The organism is Sphingomonas sp. BRN-1R, assembly GCF_057748035.1.
Genome location: NZ_CM173236.1, coordinates 2,945,889 through 2,963,476 on the forward strand (window position 1 = coordinate 2,945,889; position 17,588 = coordinate 2,963,476).

At 66.6% G+C, this 17,588-nt stretch carries 20 protein-coding genes, 1 tRNA gene and 1 pseudogene; 10 read left to right on the forward strand and 12 right to left on the reverse strand.

The window, feature by feature from the left end; all coding sequences use genetic code 11:
• Positions 1 to 4: 4 nt before the first annotated feature.
• From AC3ANX_RS13690 to AC3ANX_RS13715, 6 genes are all read right to left on the reverse strand, one after another.
• Entirely contained in the window at positions 5 to 1,744 is a 1,740-nt protein-coding gene (locus AC3ANX_RS13690; protein ID WP_488333820.1) for a peptidoglycan D,D-transpeptidase FtsI family protein, read from the reverse strand.
• Positions 1,741 to 2,322, reverse strand: coding sequence for a hypothetical protein (locus tag AC3ANX_RS13695; RefSeq protein WP_488333821.1), 582 nt, complete (start codon positions 2,320 to 2,322; stop codon positions 1,741 to 1,743). The genes AC3ANX_RS13690 and AC3ANX_RS13695 overlap by 4 nt, the downstream gene beginning before the upstream one ends.
• Complete coding sequence (rsmH, locus tag AC3ANX_RS13700) at positions 2,322 to 3,269, reverse strand: 16S rRNA (cytosine(1402)-N(4))-methyltransferase RsmH (RefSeq protein WP_488333822.1); 948 nt, start codon at positions 3,267 to 3,269, stop codon at positions 2,322 to 2,324. The genes AC3ANX_RS13695 and rsmH overlap by 1 nt, the downstream gene beginning before the upstream one ends.
• Positions 3,266 to 3,766 carry a division/cell wall cluster transcriptional repressor MraZ gene (locus tag AC3ANX_RS13705; RefSeq protein ID WP_488333823.1) on the reverse strand — a complete coding sequence of 167 codons (501 nt, stop codon included), beginning with the start codon at positions 3,764 to 3,766 and terminating at the stop codon, positions 3,266 to 3,268. Before AC3ANX_RS13705 ends, rsmH begins: the two co-directional genes overlap by 4 nt.
• A gap of 353 nt (positions 3,767 to 4,119) precedes the next feature.
• The gene (locus tag AC3ANX_RS13710; protein WP_488333824.1) at positions 4,120 to 4,380 is read right to left on the reverse strand and encodes a hypothetical protein; all 261 of its coding nucleotides are present in this window, start codon (positions 4,378 to 4,380) and stop codon (positions 4,120 to 4,122) included.
• A gap of 103 nt (positions 4,381 to 4,483) precedes the next feature.
• Positions 4,484 to 5,476 (reverse strand): cysteine synthase A, encoded by a 993-nt coding sequence (locus AC3ANX_RS13715; RefSeq protein WP_488333825.1) that lies wholly within the window; start codon positions 5,474 to 5,476, stop codon positions 4,484 to 4,486.
• 104 nt (positions 5,477 to 5,580) lie between these two features.
• On the opposite strand from AC3ANX_RS13715, the gene AC3ANX_RS13720 reads away from it, so the two are divergent.
• From AC3ANX_RS13720 to aat, 6 genes are all read left to right on the forward strand, one after another.
• The gene (locus tag AC3ANX_RS13720) at positions 5,581 to 5,838 is read left to right on the forward strand and encodes a type II toxin-antitoxin system VapB family antitoxin (protein WP_488333826.1); all 258 of its coding nucleotides are present in this window, start codon (positions 5,581 to 5,583) and stop codon (positions 5,836 to 5,838) included.
• Entirely contained in the window at positions 5,835 to 6,227 is a 393-nt protein-coding gene (locus tag AC3ANX_RS13725) for a type II toxin-antitoxin system VapC family toxin (RefSeq protein ID WP_488333827.1), read from the forward strand. Before AC3ANX_RS13720 ends, AC3ANX_RS13725 begins: the two co-directional genes overlap by 4 nt.
• Positions 6,224 to 6,721, forward strand: a complete 498-nt coding sequence (locus AC3ANX_RS13730; protein WP_488333828.1) for a DNA-deoxyinosine glycosylase — start codon at positions 6,224 to 6,226, stop codon at positions 6,719 to 6,721. The genes AC3ANX_RS13725 and AC3ANX_RS13730 overlap by 4 nt, the downstream gene beginning before the upstream one ends.
• A 128-nt stretch (positions 6,722 to 6,849) precedes the next feature.
• Positions 6,850 to 7,227, forward strand: coding sequence for a hypothetical protein (locus AC3ANX_RS13735; protein WP_488333829.1), 378 nt, complete (start codon positions 6,850 to 6,852; stop codon positions 7,225 to 7,227).
• Positions 7,228 to 7,302: 75 nt separating this feature from the next.
• On the forward strand, positions 7,303 to 8,016 hold the full coding sequence (locus tag AC3ANX_RS13740; protein ID WP_488333830.1) for a ParA family protein: 714 nt from the start codon (positions 7,303 to 7,305) through the stop codon (positions 8,014 to 8,016).
• Between the two features lie 10 nt (positions 8,017 to 8,026).
• The gene (gene aat / locus AC3ANX_RS13745; RefSeq protein WP_488333831.1) at positions 8,027 to 8,785 is read left to right on the forward strand and encodes a leucyl/phenylalanyl-tRNA--protein transferase; all 759 of its coding nucleotides are present in this window, start codon (positions 8,027 to 8,029) and stop codon (positions 8,783 to 8,785) included.
• A gap of 35 nt (positions 8,786 to 8,820) precedes the next feature.
• On the opposite strand, the pseudogene AC3ANX_RS13750 reads toward aat, so the two are convergent.
• The 4 genes and pseudogenes from AC3ANX_RS13750 to AC3ANX_RS13765 all read right to left on the reverse strand — a co-directional run.
• A pseudogene (locus AC3ANX_RS13750) lies at positions 8,821 to 9,246 on the reverse strand (DUF2155 domain-containing protein); the annotation flags it as partial.
• Between the two features lie 2 nt (positions 9,247 to 9,248).
• Positions 9,249 to 9,641 carry an NADH:ubiquinone oxidoreductase subunit NDUFA12 gene (locus AC3ANX_RS13755; protein ID WP_488333832.1) on the reverse strand — a complete coding sequence of 131 codons (393 nt, stop codon included), beginning with the start codon at positions 9,639 to 9,641 and terminating at the stop codon, positions 9,249 to 9,251.
• Positions 9,642 to 9,672: 31 nt separating this feature from the next.
• Complete coding sequence (locus tag AC3ANX_RS13760; protein ID WP_488333833.1) at positions 9,673 to 10,275, reverse strand: cold-shock protein; 603 nt, start codon at positions 10,273 to 10,275, stop codon at positions 9,673 to 9,675.
• A 54-nt stretch (positions 10,276 to 10,329) separates the two neighbouring features.
• Complete coding sequence (locus tag AC3ANX_RS13765) at positions 10,330 to 10,869, reverse strand: regulatory protein RecX (RefSeq protein ID WP_488333834.1); 540 nt, start codon at positions 10,867 to 10,869, stop codon at positions 10,330 to 10,332.
• Between the two features lie 115 nt (positions 10,870 to 10,984).
• Between AC3ANX_RS13765 and AC3ANX_RS13770 the strand changes: the two genes are divergently transcribed.
• The 4 genes from AC3ANX_RS13770 to nusG all read left to right on the forward strand — a co-directional run bounded on the left by AC3ANX_RS13770 (position 10,985) and on the right by nusG (position 13,761).
• Positions 10,985 to 12,751 (forward strand): fatty acyl-AMP ligase, encoded by a 1,767-nt coding sequence (locus tag AC3ANX_RS13770; RefSeq protein ID WP_488333835.1) that lies wholly within the window; start codon positions 10,985 to 10,987, stop codon positions 12,749 to 12,751.
• Between the two features lie 37 nt (positions 12,752 to 12,788).
• Positions 12,789 to 12,865, forward strand: a tRNA-Trp gene (locus tag AC3ANX_RS13775).
• 147 nt (positions 12,866 to 13,012) lie between these two features.
• Positions 13,013 to 13,210, forward strand: a complete 198-nt coding sequence (gene secE / locus AC3ANX_RS13780) for a preprotein translocase subunit SecE (RefSeq protein ID WP_488333836.1) — start codon at positions 13,013 to 13,015, stop codon at positions 13,208 to 13,210.
• Between the two features lie 14 nt (positions 13,211 to 13,224).
• On the forward strand, positions 13,225 to 13,761 hold the full coding sequence (gene nusG / locus AC3ANX_RS13785; protein WP_488333837.1) for a transcription termination/antitermination protein NusG: 537 nt from the start codon (positions 13,225 to 13,227) through the stop codon (positions 13,759 to 13,761).
• A 194-nt stretch (positions 13,762 to 13,955) separates the two neighbouring features.
• Here the strand turns inward: nusG and AC3ANX_RS13790 are convergent, their stop codons facing one another.
• Both AC3ANX_RS13790 and AC3ANX_RS13795 read right to left on the reverse strand, forming a co-directional pair.
• Positions 13,956 to 14,723, reverse strand: coding sequence for an EAL domain-containing protein (locus AC3ANX_RS13790; protein ID WP_488333838.1), 768 nt, complete (start codon positions 14,721 to 14,723; stop codon positions 13,956 to 13,958).
• 206 nt (positions 14,724 to 14,929) lie between these two features.
• Complete coding sequence (locus AC3ANX_RS13795) at positions 14,930 to 17,464, reverse strand: TonB-dependent receptor (protein ID WP_488333839.1); 2,535 nt, start codon at positions 17,462 to 17,464, stop codon at positions 14,930 to 14,932.
• Positions 17,465 to 17,588 lie beyond the last annotated feature (124 nt).

Sequence of the window (17,588 nt, forward strand, 5' to 3'; positions counted from 1 at the left end):
AGTTTCACTGTTCTTCTCCACCAGTCGGGGGCGTCGCGCCCGCCACCAGCGTAAGCGTCGGCCGCAGATCGGCAAGGTCGATCTCGCGGCGTGCGTCCGGCATTACGCCGAGCATCGCGCCGGTACGGGCGATCACGCGCCCCACCACCGGCGCGGCATTCCACGCCGCGGTCTTCCAGCCGCCGGTTTCCTTGGTGCCCTCAGGCGAGTCGAGCATCGCCAGCACGACGTAGCGCGGCGCATCCATCGGGAAGGCGGCGACGAAGGTGGCGACGTTGCGCGAATGGTCGTAGCCGCCGTTCGCCGCCGCCTCAGCGGTGCCGGTTTTGCCGCCGACGCGGTAGCCCGCCGCATCGCCCTTCCGCCCGGTGCCATACAGACAGACCAGCCGCAGCAACTGCCGCATCCGCGCGCTGGTCGCCTCCGACAGCACGCGCCGCCCCGGCGCCTCGTGGCCGGGCTTCACCTTGAGCAGCGTCGAAGGGCGCCACACGCCGCCATTGACCAGCGCGGCATAAGCGCTGGCAAGCTGCAACGGGGTGATCGCGATGCCGTGGCCGTAGGCCGTCGTCATTGTCGTGGTACGCGCCCAATAGCGCGGCCAGAGCGGATGCGCCTTCTCGCGCAGTTCGATCTCGGGCTTGGCGTCGAAGCCGAGCAGGTGGAACATCGTCTGCATCCGCTGCGCGCCCACTTCATCCGCGATCCGCGCGGTGGCCACGTTGGACGAATAGATCAACGTCTCGGGAATGTTGAGCCAGCGCTTGGGGTCGCCGCGCTCGTCATGGATGGTGAAACTACCGACCTTGAGCGGCGCGGTCGCATCGAAGCGTCGCGACATCGAGGTGATGGTGCCGCTCTGGATCGCGGTCGCCATCGTGATCGGTTTGAAGGTCGAGCCAAGCTCGTACACGCTCTGCGTCACGTTGTTGCGCAGCGCGTCGGCAGGCGTGCCGCCGATCTTGTTGGGGTTATAGACCGGCAGCGACGCCATCGAAATCACCTCGCCGGTATGCACGTCGAGCACGATACCGGTCGCGTTGCGCGCCTTGAACGTCACCATCGCGCGGCCGAGTTCGCTCTCCATCGCCGCTTGCACGCGCGCGTCGAGCGACAACGAAATCGGCGTGCCGCGCTCGGCCGGGCTGCTCAGGCGGTCGTCGAACGCACGCTCGATGCCGGCGCGGCCCTTGATGTTGGGATCGGTGCCGCTCGGCCCGATATAGCCGAGCGCGTGCGCGGCGAGCGTCGACTGCGGATACAGCCGTTCGGGCTCCTGCGCGAAGACGATGCCGGGTTCGCCGAGATCGTGGATCGTGTTGACGAGCGCGGGCGATGCGTGCCGGTCCAGATAGGTGAAGTTCCCCTTCATGGTGAGCTTCGAATAATACCATTCCTCGTCATGACCCGGCATGATCTTAACCAGCGCCTCGGCCAGCGCGCGCTTGTCGCCGAGGATATCGTGCGGGCGCACCCCCACCGTCCACGCGTCGATCGTGCGGGCGAGCGGCTCGCCGTTGCGGTCGAGGATGTCGCTGCGCACCACCGGGTTGATCGCCGCCCCTTGCGCGTCCGCCGGCGACGACAGCAGCCCGAGCAGCGCGATCTTGCCGACCACCACCAGAAACCCCGCGCCGAGGAACAGCATCAGGATCATCAGCCGCACATGCGCGACGGCGATCAGCGCATGGCGCTGACCGCTGACACGGCGCTGCGGCAGGGGGCGGGCGAGGTGCGTGCTCATCGGCCCGAACGGGCCTCCCGCCGTGCGCTGGACAGAAGATCGCCGACCGTCGAATCGCTCAGCAGCTTGCGATCGAGCATCGCCACCGCCTCCACATGCGCAAGCTTCACCGAGACGTCCTTCACCTTGGCGACCGCGGCGGCAAGCACCGGCGCCGGCTTTGCCTGCACCGCCACCGCCGGTTGCAGCTTCGGCTGCTCGGCACTGGCGGCGGCCGTCGCGATCGACTCGCTCATCGGACCCGAGGGCACGAACGAGGCGGTCTGGATATCGGCCCCGCCAGTCTGATGCACGTCGATCGAGGCGAGTGCGGCTTCATCGGGGACGAACTGCGCCGCACCCGGCGCGACCAGCCGCAGCGTATCGTTGTTCCACTGGTCGAGCTGGGCGAGGTTGGCGCGCGTCTCGAACTCGGTTTCCAGCGCGCGGATGTCGCGGCGCGCCTGGGCGATATCGGCGACGGTATGGTCGAGCTTCTTGCGTTCCGCCGCGACCTGCAAAGGCACGAGCAGGAAGCCGAGCGCCACCGCGACACCCGCCAGAAACCAGCCCATCGTCTTCCACGCAAGCCCAAGCATTACAACGCCCCTTCATTGACCCAAGCCGCAGCCGCCGTCCGCTGCGCGACCCGTAACGTCGCCGAGCGCGCACGCGGGTTGCGCGCGATCTCGGCCTCGCCCGCGCGCACGGCGCGGGCCACTTTCTCGAAACTCGGCTCCGCCTTCGCCGCGACCTGCGGCAGATGCCGCGAACCGCCCGGCAAACCGCCGCTACGCTCCCGGAAGAAGCGCTTGACCAACCGGTCCTCCAGGCTGTGAAACGTCACCACCGCCAGCATGCCTCCCGGACGAAGCGCGCGCTCCGCCGCCGCGAGCCCGTCGGCCAGTTCGCCAAGCTCCCGGTTGATGTGAATTCGAATTGCCTGGAAGGTCCGTGTCGACGGGTCCTTCTTGTCATGCGGCTTATGTCCTAACGCCTTCTTAACCACATTCGCCAGTTCGGTGGTCCGCGTAAGGGGTCTTGCGGAGACGATAGCGCGCGCCACCCGGCGGGCGCGCGGCTCCTCGCCGAATTCGTACAGAACGTCGGCGATCAGGCTCTCGTCGGCGGTGTTGAGGAACTCGGCGGCAGTCTCGCCCGCCTGGCTCATCCGCATATCGAGCGGGCCGTCCTGCTGAAAGCTGAACCCCCGCTCGGGCCGGTCGAGCATCATCGAGCTGACGCCGATGTCCAACACTACGCCGTCGACCGGCAGCGCATCACGCGCCGCCAGCTCGGCTTCGAGCGCGGAGAAGGTGGCGGCGATCAGCGTGAGCTTTCCGCCCGACGCTTCGACCAGCGCCTGCCCGTCGGCGATCGCATCGGGATCGCGATCGAACGCGAACACCTGCGCGCCCTGCCCGAGCATCGCGCGCGTATAGCCGCCCGCGCCGAACGTGCCGTCGACCTGAACCGAACCGGGTTCGATGGCGAGGCCGGCGAGCACCTCGTCGAGCAACACCGGGATATGTGGAGCATCGCTCACAGCGCGATCCCCTTTTCGGCACACTGAAACTCGACCGCTTCCTTGAGGAACGGGTCGATGCCGTCGGTCTCGAGCATGATGCGCGGCGACCAGATCGTGATCCACTTGAAGGTGCCGTGGAAGAAGGCGACCTCCTCGATGCGCGCATATTTGCGCTCGAACGCGGGCATGATGAAGCGGCCGCTGCCGTCGAACGGCATCGCCTCGGCGGCACCGGCGCGGGCGAGGATATTGTAGTCCGACCCACCGGTCGCGGCGACGTGCGCGTCGTCGCGCGTCTCGCACTCGCGCTTCAACTGCGCGACGAAGCCGGGATCATAAGCGATCAGGCAGCGATAGGTCGGGTGCGGTGCGATGATGACGGTGCCGCCATCCTTGCCGTCGTCGCGCGGGGCGTTCTTGGCGAGCGTGGCGCGGAGTGACGAGGGAATGGCGACACGGCCCTTGTCATCGACAAGGCCCAGTCCTTTCCCCTGATACTCCAGCCGGTCCCCCACTTGCGACGCTCCACAAAGCGACAGGCAAGCCGACCCCGGCCCGAAAAGCGGCTGTTTTCAGCCGCTTCGGTTAGAATCGCGCAGGCGAGATGGTGCTGCCCCTGTCGAAGACGGAGTTAACATATGGCTACGCGGGGATTCAAGGGGAAATCCGGGGATTTCACGGGAGAACGGCTATCCTCCGGGTTTGTCCGGAGCTTTTGCGGGGAACGTCGCCGCACGTTCCACGAATGTTCGCGAACGCACGACGCCGCACCCGGACTTTTCCGGTGCGGACCTTCGTTCAGGTGTGATTTCCCGGGTTTTCCCCGAACCGCAGCCGGCCGGATTCGCCGCCGGGCGGCGAGGCGCGATCATTGCGCGGGGTTTGCCCCCTGCGCCGCATCCACGCTGTTCGCGGTGGCATCGGCGATGGCAGTGCTCGGCGCCACGCCGAGTTCGGCGAGCGGCTCGTTGGTCGCCTTGTCGCTCGGCGCGGCGGCGTTGTCGGCGATGCGCCGCTCGGCCTGGGTGCGGGCAGTGCCGGGCACTGCGATCGGGCGCTCCTTGGTCGCGGTCGCGAACACCGCGGCCGCCAACCCGATCAGCAACAGCACGGCCGCCAGCCCGATCATCCCGACCTTCGCGCGGTGGCCTGCATGGCCTGGGTCTTGTACGATGATTTTCATACTGTGGCAGAAATGTAACGCAAAAATTTCTTGTTGTCGATGCCCTGCCTCAGTTCGTCGCAAGCCAGGGGAAAACCGGCAGGCCTTTGGCCTCCAGCCAGTCCTTGTTGTAGAGGGACGACAGATACCGAAAACCGGTATCGCACAGGATCGTCGCGACCCGGCTGCCCGGCCCGAGCGTCTGCGCGAGTCGCACCGCGCCCGCCACGTTGATGCCCGACGACAAGCCGAGGCACAGCCCCTCCTCCGACAGCAAGCGACGCACCCATTCGAGCCCCTCCTCGTCCGAGATGCGGAACTGCGTGTCGATCGGCGCACCTTCGAGGTTGCCGGTGATCCGCCCCTGCCCGATGCCCTCGGCGACCGATGACCCTTCCGCGCGCAACTCGCCGCACGCATAATATTCGTAGAGCGACGCGCCGTGCGGATCGCTGAGTGCGATGCGGATGCGCTCGTCCTTCGCTTTCAGCCCCATGCCGACCCCGGCGATGGTGCCGCCGGTGCCCGCCGCGCAGGTGAAGCCATCCACCCGCCCGTCCATCTGCGCCCAGATCTCCTCGGCGGTGCCGGTGATGTGTGCGCGGCGGTTGGCGATATTGTCGAACTGGTTGGCCCATACCGCGTTGGGTGTCTCCTCGGCGATCCGACGCGAGGTGTGGACGAAATGGCCGGGGTTCGAATAGGGCGCGGCGGGCACCAGCACCAGTTCCGCGCCAAGCGCGCGCAACGTGTCCATCTTCTCGCGGCTCTGCGTCTCGGGCATGACGATGATCGTCTTGTAACCCTTGGCATTGGCGACCAGCGCAAGGCCGATGCCGGTATTGCCGGCGGTCCCCTCTACGAAGGTGCCGCCCGGCGCAATGACGCCGCGCGCCTCGGCATCCTCGACGATCCCGAGCGCGGCGCGGTCCTTCACCGAGGCGCCCGGATTGGCGAACTCGCACTTGCCGTAGATTTCGGCACCCGCCGCTTCGCTCGGGCCTTTCAGCAGGACGAGGGGGGTGTTGCCGATCAGGGCGAGCGTATCGTGGGCGGTGTGCATGCCCCTCAAATAGCGACGCGGCGGCGCTGGACAATGCATGCTTGTCTGGGTGGCGGCAATCTGTGCTTGTGGTATAAGCCGTGCTGCGGAGGTAGATCATGGGTGTGCAGCTCAACATCAAGGACGCGACGACGGTCCGACTGGCGCGCGAACTGGCCGACGCGCGCGGCGAATCGGTCACGGCGGTGATCCGCGCGGCGCTGGAGCGCGAAGCCCGCGAACGCGACGCGGCGGTGCAGGAGAAGGTGCGCCGGATCATGGCCGCCGCTGCCGAACTGCGGAAACATCTTCCCAAGGAATGGGAGGGGAAAACCTCCAAGGAGATCATGGACGAGATCTACGAGGACGGCCTGCCGAAATGATCGTCGATACATCGGCGATCATGGCCGTCATCCTGAACGAGCCCGACGCCGAGCTTTTCGCGGCCCGCATGGCGACGGCACCGCTGCGACGCGTCTCGGCAGGAACGTGGATCGAACTTGCCGCCGTGCTGACGCGCCGCGGCGATCCGCTACTCGAAACGAGTTTCGCCGCGTTCACCGCAGAGGTCTCACTTACGATCGAATCCGTTACGGCCGAACAGGCCAGGATCGGACACGAAGCCTATCGCACCTACGGCATCGGCATCGGCGAGGGCGCGCGGCTCAATTTCGGCGACTGTTTCGCCTACGCGCTCGCCAAGGCGACGGGAGAGCCGCTGCTCTACAAGGGCGAGGATTTCGCGCGGACCGACATCACCGCCGCCGCATGACGCTGAAGCGCTCCTTCCCGCCCGTCGTAGATCCTCACGTCCGCATACTCGTGCTCGGCAGCCTGCCGGGCGAGCGGTCGCTGGCGGCGGCGCGCTATTACGCGCACCCGCAGAATCAGTTCTGGCGGCTGATGTCGGACGTGCTGGGCGAAGACCTTGTCGCGCTCGACTATGACGCGCGGCTGGCGCGGCTGCTCGCACGCCATGTGGGGCTGTGGGACGTGGTGGCGAGCGCGCGGCGGCAGGGCAGCACCGATGCCGCGCTGCGCGACGTCAGCGCCAACGATCTTGCCGCGCTCGTCGCCACCCTGCCTGCGCTGCGCGCGATCGGCTTCAACGGGGCGACCTCCTACACGCACGGCATGCGCCAGCTCGGTGTCGAAGCGGCGCGCTTCGCGACACTGGCGCTGCCGTCGAGCAGCCCGATGCACACGATCGGTCTGGCAGCGAAGTCGGCGGTCTGGCAGGGCCTGAGGGCGTATTGCGACGGATGAGCTTCTAATCCACGGTCGAACGAACGCCTCCGACAAAACCGCCATTCTTATCGCGGCACAGCAAAAACATTTTGTTGCGTGGACAAGGTAGTTGACGCGCTGTTTGCCATGAGCGAAGCAGTCGCACCATGAAAAAGCTGCTCCTCCCCGCCGCCGCTCTGGCCCTGTTTTCGCTCGCCGCGTGCGACAACAAGCCGACCGAAGTCACCTCGACCTCGCCTGATCCCAACGCCGCCGAACTGGCCAAGCGCAAGCCGGTCGAACTGCCGCCGATGATGACCTCGGAAGTCACTTTCCGCTGCAAGGATCAGAGCGTCCACATCGTCGATTTCTTCCAGGGCGACAAGCAGGTGCTCATCAAGCCGGAGAAGGAAGGCAGCGTCACCAAGCTGACCGCCGACAAAGCCGGCGATGCCTATAAGGCGGATGGCTTCGAGGTGAAGGGCGACAAGACCGGCATCACGCTCACCATGCCCGGCAAGCCGGCCCAGGCCTGCAAGGCCTGAACCGCGCGGGCGGCGCTCGCCGCCTAGCCAATCGCCCCGCCACGATATAGCGTCTCGGCTCCGGGAGGTTCGTTCGTGTCGACCATTGCGATCTATAGCCTCAAAGGCGGCGTCGGCAAAACGACGCTCGCCGTGAACCTCGCCTGGTGCGCCGCGACGCTGTCGTCCCGGCTCACTTTGCTGTGGGATCTCGATGCGCAGGCCGCCAGCACCTTCATGCTGGCCACGTCGAAAACACGCGCGACGGCGCAATCGGTGTTCCTCAAGGATGCCGATGCAGGCGACCTCGTCCGCCCGACGGCGGTGCCGCGGCTCGACCTGATCGGTGCGGACGCGTCGCTGCGCGGGCTCGACGTGCTGTTCCACGAACTCGACCGCAAGAAGCGGTTGCAGAAGCTGCTCGCCGGCCTGCGCAAGAGCTACGATCGCATCCTGCTCGATTGCCCGCCCGGCCTCACCGAAACCAGCGATCAGGTCATGCGCGCCGCCGATCTGATCGTGGTGCCGGTCATCCCCTCGCCGCTGTCCGAACGCGCGTTTGCCGAGGTGCTCAGGCATCTCGGCGCGAAGGCGAACGTGCTGCCGGTCCACTCGATGGTCGATCGCCGCCGCAAGCTCCACGCCGCCGCGCTCGACGCGCATCCCGACTGGCCGGTCATTCCGATGGCGAGCGTGATCGAATCGATGACGACCCGGCGCGAGCCTGTAGGCGCGTTCGCCGCCAGATCGGCGAGCGGCAAGGCGTTCGCGCAAACGTGGCAGGCGATCGAGCGCCGGCTCGCGGCATGACAGCGACGCGATGAGAGCCCCACGCAGCGATCCCGCCGCCGGCAAGACGCAGCTCGATCCGCAACTGGTGCTGGGCGCCTATTCGGTCGGTGTGTTCCCGATGGCCGATTCGCGCGACGCCGACAGCGTCTATTGGGTCGAGCCGCGCCAGCGCGCGATCCTGCCGCTCGACGGCTTCCACCTGTCGCATTCACTAAAGAAGACGATCGCGGCCGATCGCTACCGCGTCACCGCCGACACCGCCTTTGCCGAGATGATCGCCTTGTGCGCGCAGAGCGTCGCCAATCGCCCCGACACCTGGATCAACGGCCAGATCGAACGCGTGTTCTGCGAATTGCACGCGATGGGCTTCGCGCACTCGATCGAGGTGTGGGACGGCGCCAGGCTGGTCGGTGGATTGTACGGCCTCGCGCTCGGCCGGGCGTTCTTCGGCGAGAGCATGGTGAGCCGCGCGCGCGATGCCTCCAAGGTGGCGATCGCATGGCTGGTGGCACGGCTGCGCGTTGGTGGGTTCGCGCTGCTCGACTGTCAGTTCATGACCGATCACCTCGCCTCGCTCGGCGCGGTGGAGGTGTCGCGTGCGGCTTATCTCGGGCTGCTGTCGGCCGCATTGGAGGGGTCGGTCGCCGTCGCCGGGGCGGTGTCGCCCTCCGGCCCGGCCGACTTCTTCGCGCTCGACCGTACAGCGCCCGCCTCGTTGCCGATCGCGACCGAATCGGGGCCGCCTTCGGGGAAGGTCATCGCGCAGCTCTTGGGCCAGACGTCGTAGATCGGGTTGAGCACGACGTTGAGCGAAGGCCGCTCCTTGTAGAGCCAGCCCGAGAACACGCGGTGCCACTTGAGATCATATTGCTTGACGTCGAGCTGGACGAACGCGCCGGTATAATGGTCGGGCTCCCACGGGGCGGTCTGTTCGCACGCGCGCAGGCGGATCACCGCATCGCCGATCCGTGCCGCCTGCCCGGGCTTGAGCGTCACCTCGCGTGTTGCACCGTTGCGTTTGTTGAGCACGCCAAGCACCGCGACGCGCTGCGCCATCGGCGTCGCGCCGAGCGAGGGATCGGTATCGTGGTTGACATCGACGGTGACGATGTCGGACGGGCCGCTCTCCTCATCGAGCGCGGTGCGCGGCGTCGCCTTCTCCTCGGGCGTGGGGCTCGCCTGATCGCCCTTGCCGCATCCGCCGCAGGCGAGCAGCGCGCAGAGCGCCGCCCCGCCCAGCAGCCGCATCGTCACGCGTCGGGCGTCCAGGCTTCGTAGTCGCCCGTCGCGGCCGCGCGGTGACCGCCCTTTTCGAGTGCGCCGGGCGGACGATAGGCGAGCGCGGTGCCGGTGAGGTTCGGCGTCGCTTCCTTCTGCCATGCACGCGGCGCGGGCAGCGCGCGCGAGGGCACGTCGTCGACCTGATGGTGCAGCCAGCTGAACCATTCGGGCGCGATCCGGCTCGCGTCGTTCGACCCGTTGTAGATCACCCACCGGCGCGGGTTGCCCGCGGTGTCGCGGCCGCCCTGGTAATAGACGTTGCCGAGCGCATCTTCGCCGACCTGCGTCTTGCCGCGTAGCCCGATGACGGTGCCGAGGGTGGCGCCGGTCCACCAGGTGAATGGATTGAGGTTCAGTCCCATATCCGCCGCTTAGCCTGTGGCGCCGCCGCCTTCAACCGCGATCATCACCCGCCGGCCCCTGAACCAGCACGGCGAGCGGCCCCTTGCCGCCATCGACGATGCGCGCGCTGAGCGGCTGGTCGGGCTCGACCTCGCCCAGCCCGGCGCGGCGCAGCGTTTCCATATGGACGAACACGTCGCTGCCGTCGCGCGCGCGCAGCAGGAAACCATAGCCTTTCAGCCGGTTGAACCACTTGACCCGCACCGGCTCGAACGCGCCGGCCGATGCGATCAGCGCGACCGGATCGACCCGCTCCCCACCCGTGCGCACCCGCACCGGCGGCTCGACGGCGTTGGTGAGGTCGATCGTCAGGATCTCGCTGGCTTGCAGCCCACGATCGCGCGGCACCGCCAGGCACTCGACGCGCGCGCCTTCGGGCAGGCTGCGCCGGCCGTGCAGGCGCAGCACCGAGAAATGGATCAGGATGTCGCCCGCCGCCGGATCGTCGGCGACGAGAAAGCCGAAGCCGCGCGTGACGTCGAACCATTTGACCACGCCGCTATGCGGCAGCCCCTGCGGTTCGCCCGGCACGCCGCCTCCATCCGTTTCGCTCCAGCCGCTCTGATCCGCAGCAGAGAGTGTCTCGTTACGCATGAATAACAATCCCCCGTGGCGGGAGATTAGCATGCCGGGGCTCCGTGCAAAAGGTCAGTCGAACGGCTCCAACGTCTCTCCGGGGGCCATATTCACGATTTTTCGCGCAAGATCCATGTCGTGGCCGCCGCGGATCATCGCCGCGATCTGCTTCTGGCGGGTAGGACGATCGGGCAGCGTGGTCGCGAACGGGCCGATCCGCCGCCGTTTGGCGAAGGCGAGTGCGGCCGCATCCGCACCGGCGGCGACGCCGGGCGCGATCGCCGCCGCGTCCTCCGCATCGAGCCCAGCCGCGCGCATCGCCCCGTCGACCCGCCGCCGCCCGAGCCCGCGCCGCATCATCGCCCCCGCGCGCGCTTCGCCGAACGCGCGATCGTCGATATAGCCGAGGTCCGCCAGCTTCTGCGCCAGCGCGCGCGGGTCGGCGCTCGCCCCCTCCCACCCGCGCTCGCGGATCTTGCGCGCGAGATACTCGGCCAGCCGGGCGCGGGTGGTCGCGAAGCGCTCGACATAGCGCAACGCGAGCCGCTCCAGCGCGGCCTGATCGAGCGGCGGCGGCGCCTGGCGGCGGCTGTCGGGGTTGGGGCGAGACATTGCGCCATCATTGTGCCACAGTCGAAACCGATTTTGAACGCTTGGCGAGAGCAGGGGTGCACGCTTAGATCGCGGCGGAGCTGGACGAAGTCCGCAACCAAGGGCGCAGACGATAATGACGACGAAGATTGCGGGCTCAGGAGAAGCGCTGGAAAAACTGGCACTTGCCTCAACCCCGACCGAAGATGGGCTGGTCCGGCGCTTTGCCGACTTCGCGACGTTGGGCGAAGCGCTCGATTATGCGGCGACCGGCGCGCGCGGCCTGAACTTCCACGATGCGCGCGGCAATCTGGTGCGCCCCTACCCCTTCGCCGAGCTGCGCGACGATGCGCTGGCGGCCGCGCGGCGGCTGATCGCGGCGGGCGTGCAGCCGCAGGACCGCATCGCGCTGGTGGCGGAAACCGGGCCGGAATTCGCCGCCTTGTTCTTCGGCGTGGTTTATGCCGGTGCATGGCCGGTGCCGCTGCCGCTGCCGACCTCGTTCGGCGGGCGTGAATCCTATATCGAGCAATTGCGCGTCCAGCTTTCGAGCTGCGACCCCAAGATGCTGGTCTATCCGCCCGAGCTGGCCCAGATGGCCGGCGAAGCCGCGCGGCTGGTCGGCACCGAAGGGTTCGACTGGGACAGTTTCGCCAAGCGCCCCGCGCCAGAGGCGCCGCTGCCCGCCGCCTCGTCCGACGACATCGCCTATCTGCAATATTCGAGCGGCTCGACGCGTTTCCCGCACGGCGTGGTCATCACCCACCGCGCGCTGCTCAACAATCTCGCCGCGCACAGCCATGGCATGCAGCTTGGCACGCAGGACCGCTGCATCTCGTGGCTGCCCTGGTATCATGACATGGGGCTGGTCGGCTGCTTCCTGTCGCTGGTCGCCAACCAGGTCTCGGCCGATTACCTCAAGACCGAGGATTTCGCGCGCCGCCCGCTCGCCTGGCTCGATCTCATCAGCCGCAATCCGGGCAATTCGATCAGCTATTCGCCGACCTTCGGCTATGACATCTGCGCGCGCCGCATCTCCAGCCAGACGCGCGCGTCCGAACGGTTCGACCTGTCGCGCTGGCGGCTTGCGGGCAATGGCGCGGACATGATTCGCCCCGACGTTATGCAGGATTTCGTCGACGCCTTCGCCGATGCCGGCTTCAAGGCGAGCGCGTTCCTGCCAAGCTACGGGCTTGCCGAGGCGACGCTGGCGGTGTCGATCATGCCGCCGGGCGAAGGCATTCGGGTCGAGCTGGTCGAGGAGACGCAGCTTTCGGGTGTCGCCGCCGGGCAGGACCGCCCGCAGCGCTACCGCGCCATCGTCAATTGCGGCAAGCCGGTGCGCGACATGAAGGTCGAGATCCGCGAGGAAGACGGCACCCCTCTGCCCGAACGCGCGATTGGCAAGGTGTGGTGTTCCGGCCCGTCGGTGATGGTCGGCTACTTCCGCGATTCCGAGGCGACCGACGCGTGCCTCACCGACGGCTGGCTCGACACCGGCGACATGGGTTACATGTCGGACGGCTACATCTACATCGTCGGTCGCGCCAAGGACATGATCATCGTCAACGGCCGCAATCACTGGCCGCAGGATATCGAATGGGCGGTGGAGCAGCTTCCGGGCTTCAAGGCGGGCGATATCGCGGCGTTCGCGATCACCACGCCCGGCGGCGAGGAGACGCCCGCCGTGCTCGTCCAGTGCCGCAGCAGCGACGATGCCGAGCGCGTGCGGCTGCGCGACGAGATTCGCGAGCGCGTGCGATCGGTGACGGGCATGAACTGCGTGATCGAGCTGATTCCGCCACGCACGCTGCCGCGTACCTCCTCGGGCAAACTCAGCCGCGCGAAGGCGCGCAACCTGTATCTGAACGGCGAGATCAAGCCATACGATATCGCCGCTTGAAGTCCTTCGGAGGCGGCGCTAAAGACCGCCTCCGCACAGGGGTGTAGCTCAGTTGGTTAGAGCGTCGGTCTCCAAAACCGAAGGCCCTCGGTTCGAGTCCGAGCTCCCCTGCCACTCTCTTACGCGCCGCGCTTGATTTTCCGGATCGCCGGCAGTAACGCTTTCCCATTCCGAAATCGGGAACATACGTCGTCGGCCCCTTGGCGGGGCCGGACGGCGGACCCATGTCCCGCTTTCGGCGAACAAAGGCGAGTGCAGACAGTGGCCAAGACGACCCCGATGGAGTTCTACAAGCAGGTGCGCGCCGAAACCGCCAAGGTGGTGTGGCCGACGCGGCGCGAAACGATCATGACCGGCGTGATGGTGATGATCATGACCACCCTGCTGGCGGTGTTCTTCTTCGGGATCGACACGATCTTCGAACTGATCGTCAAATTTCTGCTCAGCCTCGCAAACTGATTACGGGACGACACATGGCACGCTGGTACATCATCCACGCCTATTCGGGTTTCGAGGGCAAGGTTCGCGATTCGATCATGGCCGAGGCGACCCGCATGGGCCTCGAGCAGCTCGTCGAGCAGATCGAAGTACCGACCGAAACCGTCACCGAGGCGCGGCGCGGCAAGAAGATCGCGGTCGAGCGCAAGTTCATGCCGGGCTATGTGCTCGCCAAGCTCAACATGAACGACGACGTGTACCACCTCGTCAAGAACACCCCCAAGGTGACCGGCTTCCTCGGCTCGATGGGCAAGCCGCAGGCGATCAGCGAGGCCGAGGCCGCGCGGATGCTCAACTCCAAGGAAGAAGCCGCCGCCGCCCCCAAGGCGAAGGTCAAGGTCGATTTCGAGATCGGCGATTCGGTCAAGGTGCTCGACGGTCCGTTCGCGAGCTTCAACGGCGTGGTCGAGGAACTCGATTTCGACCGCAGTCGCGTCAAGGTTTCGGTGTCGATCTTCGGGCGTGCGACGCCGGTCGAGCTGGAATTCGAGCAGGTCGAGCGAAGCAAATAACGCTACGCGTCATTTGCTGACCGCACGCGAATAGCCCTGCTGTTCGCGAGACGGTGCTCGACCGGCCGAGGGGCACCCCGCAAAGTATGACTTTGCGGGGTGCCCGGCGGGTCGGCGCAGCCGAACCCGTCCGACGAAGACGCGGGATTACCTCTCGTGTCAGCCTCACCCGATCACACCGCCTACGACATCCCTCAGGCGACCGCCGCGTACCGCCCGCCCGGCATCACGATCTCCGGCAGCACCTTGAAGCCCGGACGTGCCAGCAGATACCCTTGGATATAGCGGACGCCCATCGCGCGCAGCACGTCATACTCGGCTACCGCCTCGATCCCCTCGGCGATGACGACGATGCCGAGCGACGCGGCGATCCGCAGCACGCCTTCGACGATCATGCGGCGCGGCAAGCTCCCGTCGATCCCGCGCACCAGATCCATGTCGAGCTTGATGTAATCGGTCTGGAATTTGGCGAGCAGCCCGAGCCCGGCATGGCCGGCCCCGAAATCGTCGATCGCGGTGCCGAACCCCATCTTGCGATAGGTGTCGACGATGTTCCGAACATGTTCGGTGTCGGCCATCTCCTCATTCTCGGTAAATTCGAAGATCAGCCGGTCGGTCGGAAACCCGCAGGCACGCGCGGTCTTGAGCGTCAGCTGAATGCAGGCGACGGGAGAATAGACGGCATTGGGCAGGAAGTTGATCGACAGGCGTGCATCGGTATCGAGGATGCCCGCCGCCACCGCGCCCTCGATCGCCGCCACGCGGCATTGCTGATCGAACGCGTAGCGGTTGTCGGGCGTGACGTAGCCGAGCACCTCGCCCGCGCTTTCGCCGTTGCTGCCGCGAACTAGTGCCTCGTAGGCGAACGGGCGTCCGGTTTCGACGTCGACGATTGGCTGGAACGCCATCGCGATATCGAACGTGCGACCTTCCGACCGACAACCCTGGCACCCTGACTGCATACGCTTACCCTCGCGCGGGGGGCATCCCTCGCGAGACACGGCTATCAGCGCGGCCTTAAACAACGGGTGAAGACCGCGCGGCGATCGTGCTGATCCATGTTAGCCGCGCGCCTGAAATATGACAGGTGAAGCCGCGACACGCCCGATCGCGCGCCGGAGCCTTCCCCAAAGCTCCGGCGCGCCCGCTCCCTCCGCTCAGGAGCCCGTCAGAACTTCATCCCGCCGCGTACCCCGATCGTTCGTGGCGTGCTGGTGACGATGTACGGCCGCTGCCCGCAGCTGCCGCATTCCTCATAGCGCGATAGCTGCGCGCGTTCGTCCCACAGGTTCTGCACGAACAACTCGAGATTGAAACTCGCGAAATCCGCGCCCACCGCCAGATCGCCGGTGGTATATTGCTTCAACCGGCCGAGTTGCGCGGCCTGGACGAGGCGGATGTCCGAGGAGGCCGAACTCTGGTGCGCGACGAGCAGCTGCGCATAGGCTTTGGCGCTGCCGACCGGCACCGTGTAGCGCGCGGTGCCATTGATCTTGAAGCGCGGCGTGATCGGCAGGCGCGTGCCCTTGGGCGCGAGGATATCGCTGCCGTCGCCGCTGCACACCTGCGTGGCGCACAGATCGTTGAGCGTCTTGGCATCGGTGTACGCGCCCGCAGCGGTCAGCACGAGGCCGCCGAGCGTGAGGTTCGCGTCCGCCTCGACGCCGCGGATGCGTGCGTTCGGCCCGTTGCTGATGATCGTGAAGCTGTTCGCGCCGAGGAAGGAGAACTGGAACTTGTCCCAATTCTGCTGATAGGCGGCGACGTTGACGTGCATCTTGCCGCCGAGCAGCGTCGTCTTCGCGCCGATCTCGTAGTTGGTCAGGAAGTCGGACGCATAAGGCGGCGAATCGGCGCGGCGGTTGATGCCGCCCGGCCGGAACCCGCGCGACCAGGTGCCGTAGAGCAGAAAGTCCTTGCTCGGCTTCCACGTCAGGTTCAGCTTGTGGGTGAACCCCTGCCCCGACGCCTTGACCGGCTCGACCCCCGAACCGAGCACGTAATTGCCGAGGTTGGTACACGGCGCGCCCGCCACCGAGGAGGGTAGCAGCGTCGGGTTGACGACTCCCGCCGCCAGCGCATCGCCGAGCCGCTGCCCGGTGGTGGTGAAGCATGCCGCCGCACCGGTGCGCGAGCTGCCGGCCGCATTGTACGGGGTGGCGGTGAAGCCATCCCCCGGATTGCGACCGAAGCCGTAGAAGCCGATCAGCGAATTGTCATAGATGAAGCCGCGACCGCCGGCGGTGAACGTCAGGGTCGGCACGATATCGAACGATGCCTCGCCGAAGATCGCGTAATCCTTATCGACGCGGTGCTGCTGCGTGAACCACAAGGTGCCGGGACGGCCGTTGACCGACAGTTCGGGGGCGAGCCCGGGAACCTGATAGTCCTGGTGGATCAGGTTGCTCTGGCGCTGATAGAACAGCCCCGACACCACGCGGAAGCGCTCGTCCTGCGGCGAGGCGACGCGCAGTTCCTGGCTCATCTTCTTGAAATGATCCGTGCCGATGATGTTCTGGCGCGGGTCGATCGTATTGCCGTTCTTGTCGTGGAAGTAGAAATAGCCGGCGTTGCCGCCCACCGACGCATAGAGCGCGTCATAGGCCTCGGCATAATCGGTGTAATCGCTCGACTGCTGGTCCTGCCGGTCGAGATAGGCGCCGGCATAGGTGAGATCCCAATTGCCGATCTTGCCCTCGATCGTCAGCGCCGCCTGGACGAAGCGGTCGTGGCGGTATTCGGGGAAGAAGTGCTGCACCTCAAGATCGCCGACCTTGGGGTCCATCGCATAGGCGCCGTGGTACTTCGCCTCCTGGTAGAGAACGGTCGGCGTGACCGTCCAGCTATCGTCGAGGTCGATCTTCAGCGCCGCGCGGCCGCCCCACAGGTCCGATTCGTTATAGTCCTTCTTCACGAAAGCTGCATTGTTGACGACGATGCCGCCGTTGGTCGCGGTGCAGGCGGTCGCGGTCGGCTCGGGCAGGTAGCTGCGGCAGCCGGCCACGTTGTCGATGTACCCCGCGTCGCGCTCGTAGAAGCCCGATACGCGCAACGCCATGATCGCGTTGATCGGCGCGTTGATCATCCCCTCGATCTTGCCGCCGACGCCACCGTGATCGACCGTGTTCACCTCGCCATCGACACGTCCGTAGAAGTGGCTGAGATCGGGCTTGTTGGTGATGATGCGAACGGTGCCCGCCTCCGACGAGGCGCCGTAGAGCGTGCCCTGCGGCCCGGCGAGGCTTTCGATCCGGGCGATATCGTAGATGTGGATGTCGAGCGTGCCGCCGATCGTCGTGATCGGCTGTTCGTCCAGGTAGAAGCCGACCGAGGGCAACGAGCCCGAGTGGTTGCCGTCCCCGCCCGATGCCACGCCACGCATATAGACGGTGGTCGAGCCCGGCTGCGTCGTCTGGAACGCGACTGAGGGCAGCAACTGGGTATATTGGTTGAAATTGCTGATGTTGAGCTGATCGAGTCGCTTGGTGCCGATCGCCTGGATGCTGATCGGCACGCTGGACAGGCTCTCCTCGCGCTTCTGCGCGGTGACGACGATGTCGGCGGTATCGGGCTGCTGGTCGGTTGCCGGAGCGGTTGCGGACGGCGGTGGCACGTCGGCCTGCGTCTGCGCCTGAGCGAGCGCCGGTACAAAGGCCGCCGACGCCAGCAACATCGACGCGACCGCGCCACCCCGAAAAGTCATTCCCATTCCCCCAAGGAACCGATCGTTCCTGCCAAGGGTGTGCGGCGGTGCAGCAATCGTCAATCGGCCATGTCATGCCCGTGTCATTTCACGACGCGCGCGTGGCAGAATTGCAACGCTCTGT

Bases quoted from the DNA above. Each gene is read 5' to 3' on its own strand.
- AC3ANX_RS13715 (WP_488333825.1), bottom strand. From the start codon at position 5,476: ATGCACACCGCCCACGATACGCTCGCCCTGATCGGCAACACCCCCCTC.
- AC3ANX_RS13790 (WP_488333838.1), bottom strand. From the start codon at position 14,723: ATGCAGTCAGGGTGCCAGGGTTGTCGGTCGGAAGGTCGCACGTTCGAT.
- AC3ANX_RS13765 (WP_488333834.1), bottom strand. From the start codon at position 10,869: ATGTCTCGCCCCAACCCCGACAGCCGCCGCCAGGCGCCGCCGCCGCTC.
- AC3ANX_RS13735 (WP_488333829.1), top strand. From the start codon at position 6,850: ATGAAAAAGCTGCTCCTCCCCGCCGCCGCTCTGGCCCTGTTTTCGCTC.
- aat (WP_488333831.1), top strand. From the start codon at position 8,027: ATGAGAGCCCCACGCAGCGATCCCGCCGCCGGCAAGACGCAGCTCGAT.
- AC3ANX_RS13695 (WP_488333821.1), bottom strand. From the start codon at position 2,322: ATGCTTGGGCTTGCGTGGAAGACGATGGGCTGGTTTCTGGCGGGTGTC.
- AC3ANX_RS13760 (WP_488333833.1), bottom strand. From the start codon at position 10,275: ATGCGTAACGAGACACTCTCTGCTGCGGATCAGAGCGGCTGGAGCGAA.
- AC3ANX_RS13755 (WP_488333832.1), bottom strand. From the start codon at position 9,641: ATGGGACTGAACCTCAATCCATTCACCTGGTGGACCGGCGCCACCCTC.
- AC3ANX_RS13710 (WP_488333824.1), bottom strand. From the start codon at position 4,380: ATGATCGGGCTGGCGGCCGTGCTGTTGCTGATCGGGTTGGCGGCCGCG.
- AC3ANX_RS13795 (WP_488333839.1), bottom strand. From the start codon at position 17,464: ATGACTTTTCGGGGTGGCGCGGTCGCGTCGATGTTGCTGGCGTCGGCG.
- AC3ANX_RS13690 (WP_488333820.1), bottom strand. From the start codon at position 1,744: ATGAGCACGCACCTCGCCCGCCCCCTGCCGCAGCGCCGTGTCAGCGGT.
- AC3ANX_RS13770 (WP_488333835.1), top strand. From the start codon at position 10,985: ATGACGACGAAGATTGCGGGCTCAGGAGAAGCGCTGGAAAAACTGGCA.
- nusG (WP_488333837.1), top strand. From the start codon at position 13,225: ATGGCACGCTGGTACATCATCCACGCCTATTCGGGTTTCGAGGGCAAG.
- AC3ANX_RS13725 (WP_488333827.1), top strand. From the start codon at position 5,835: ATGATCGTCGATACATCGGCGATCATGGCCGTCATCCTGAACGAGCCC.
- AC3ANX_RS13730 (WP_488333828.1), top strand. From the start codon at position 6,224: ATGACGCTGAAGCGCTCCTTCCCGCCCGTCGTAGATCCTCACGTCCGC.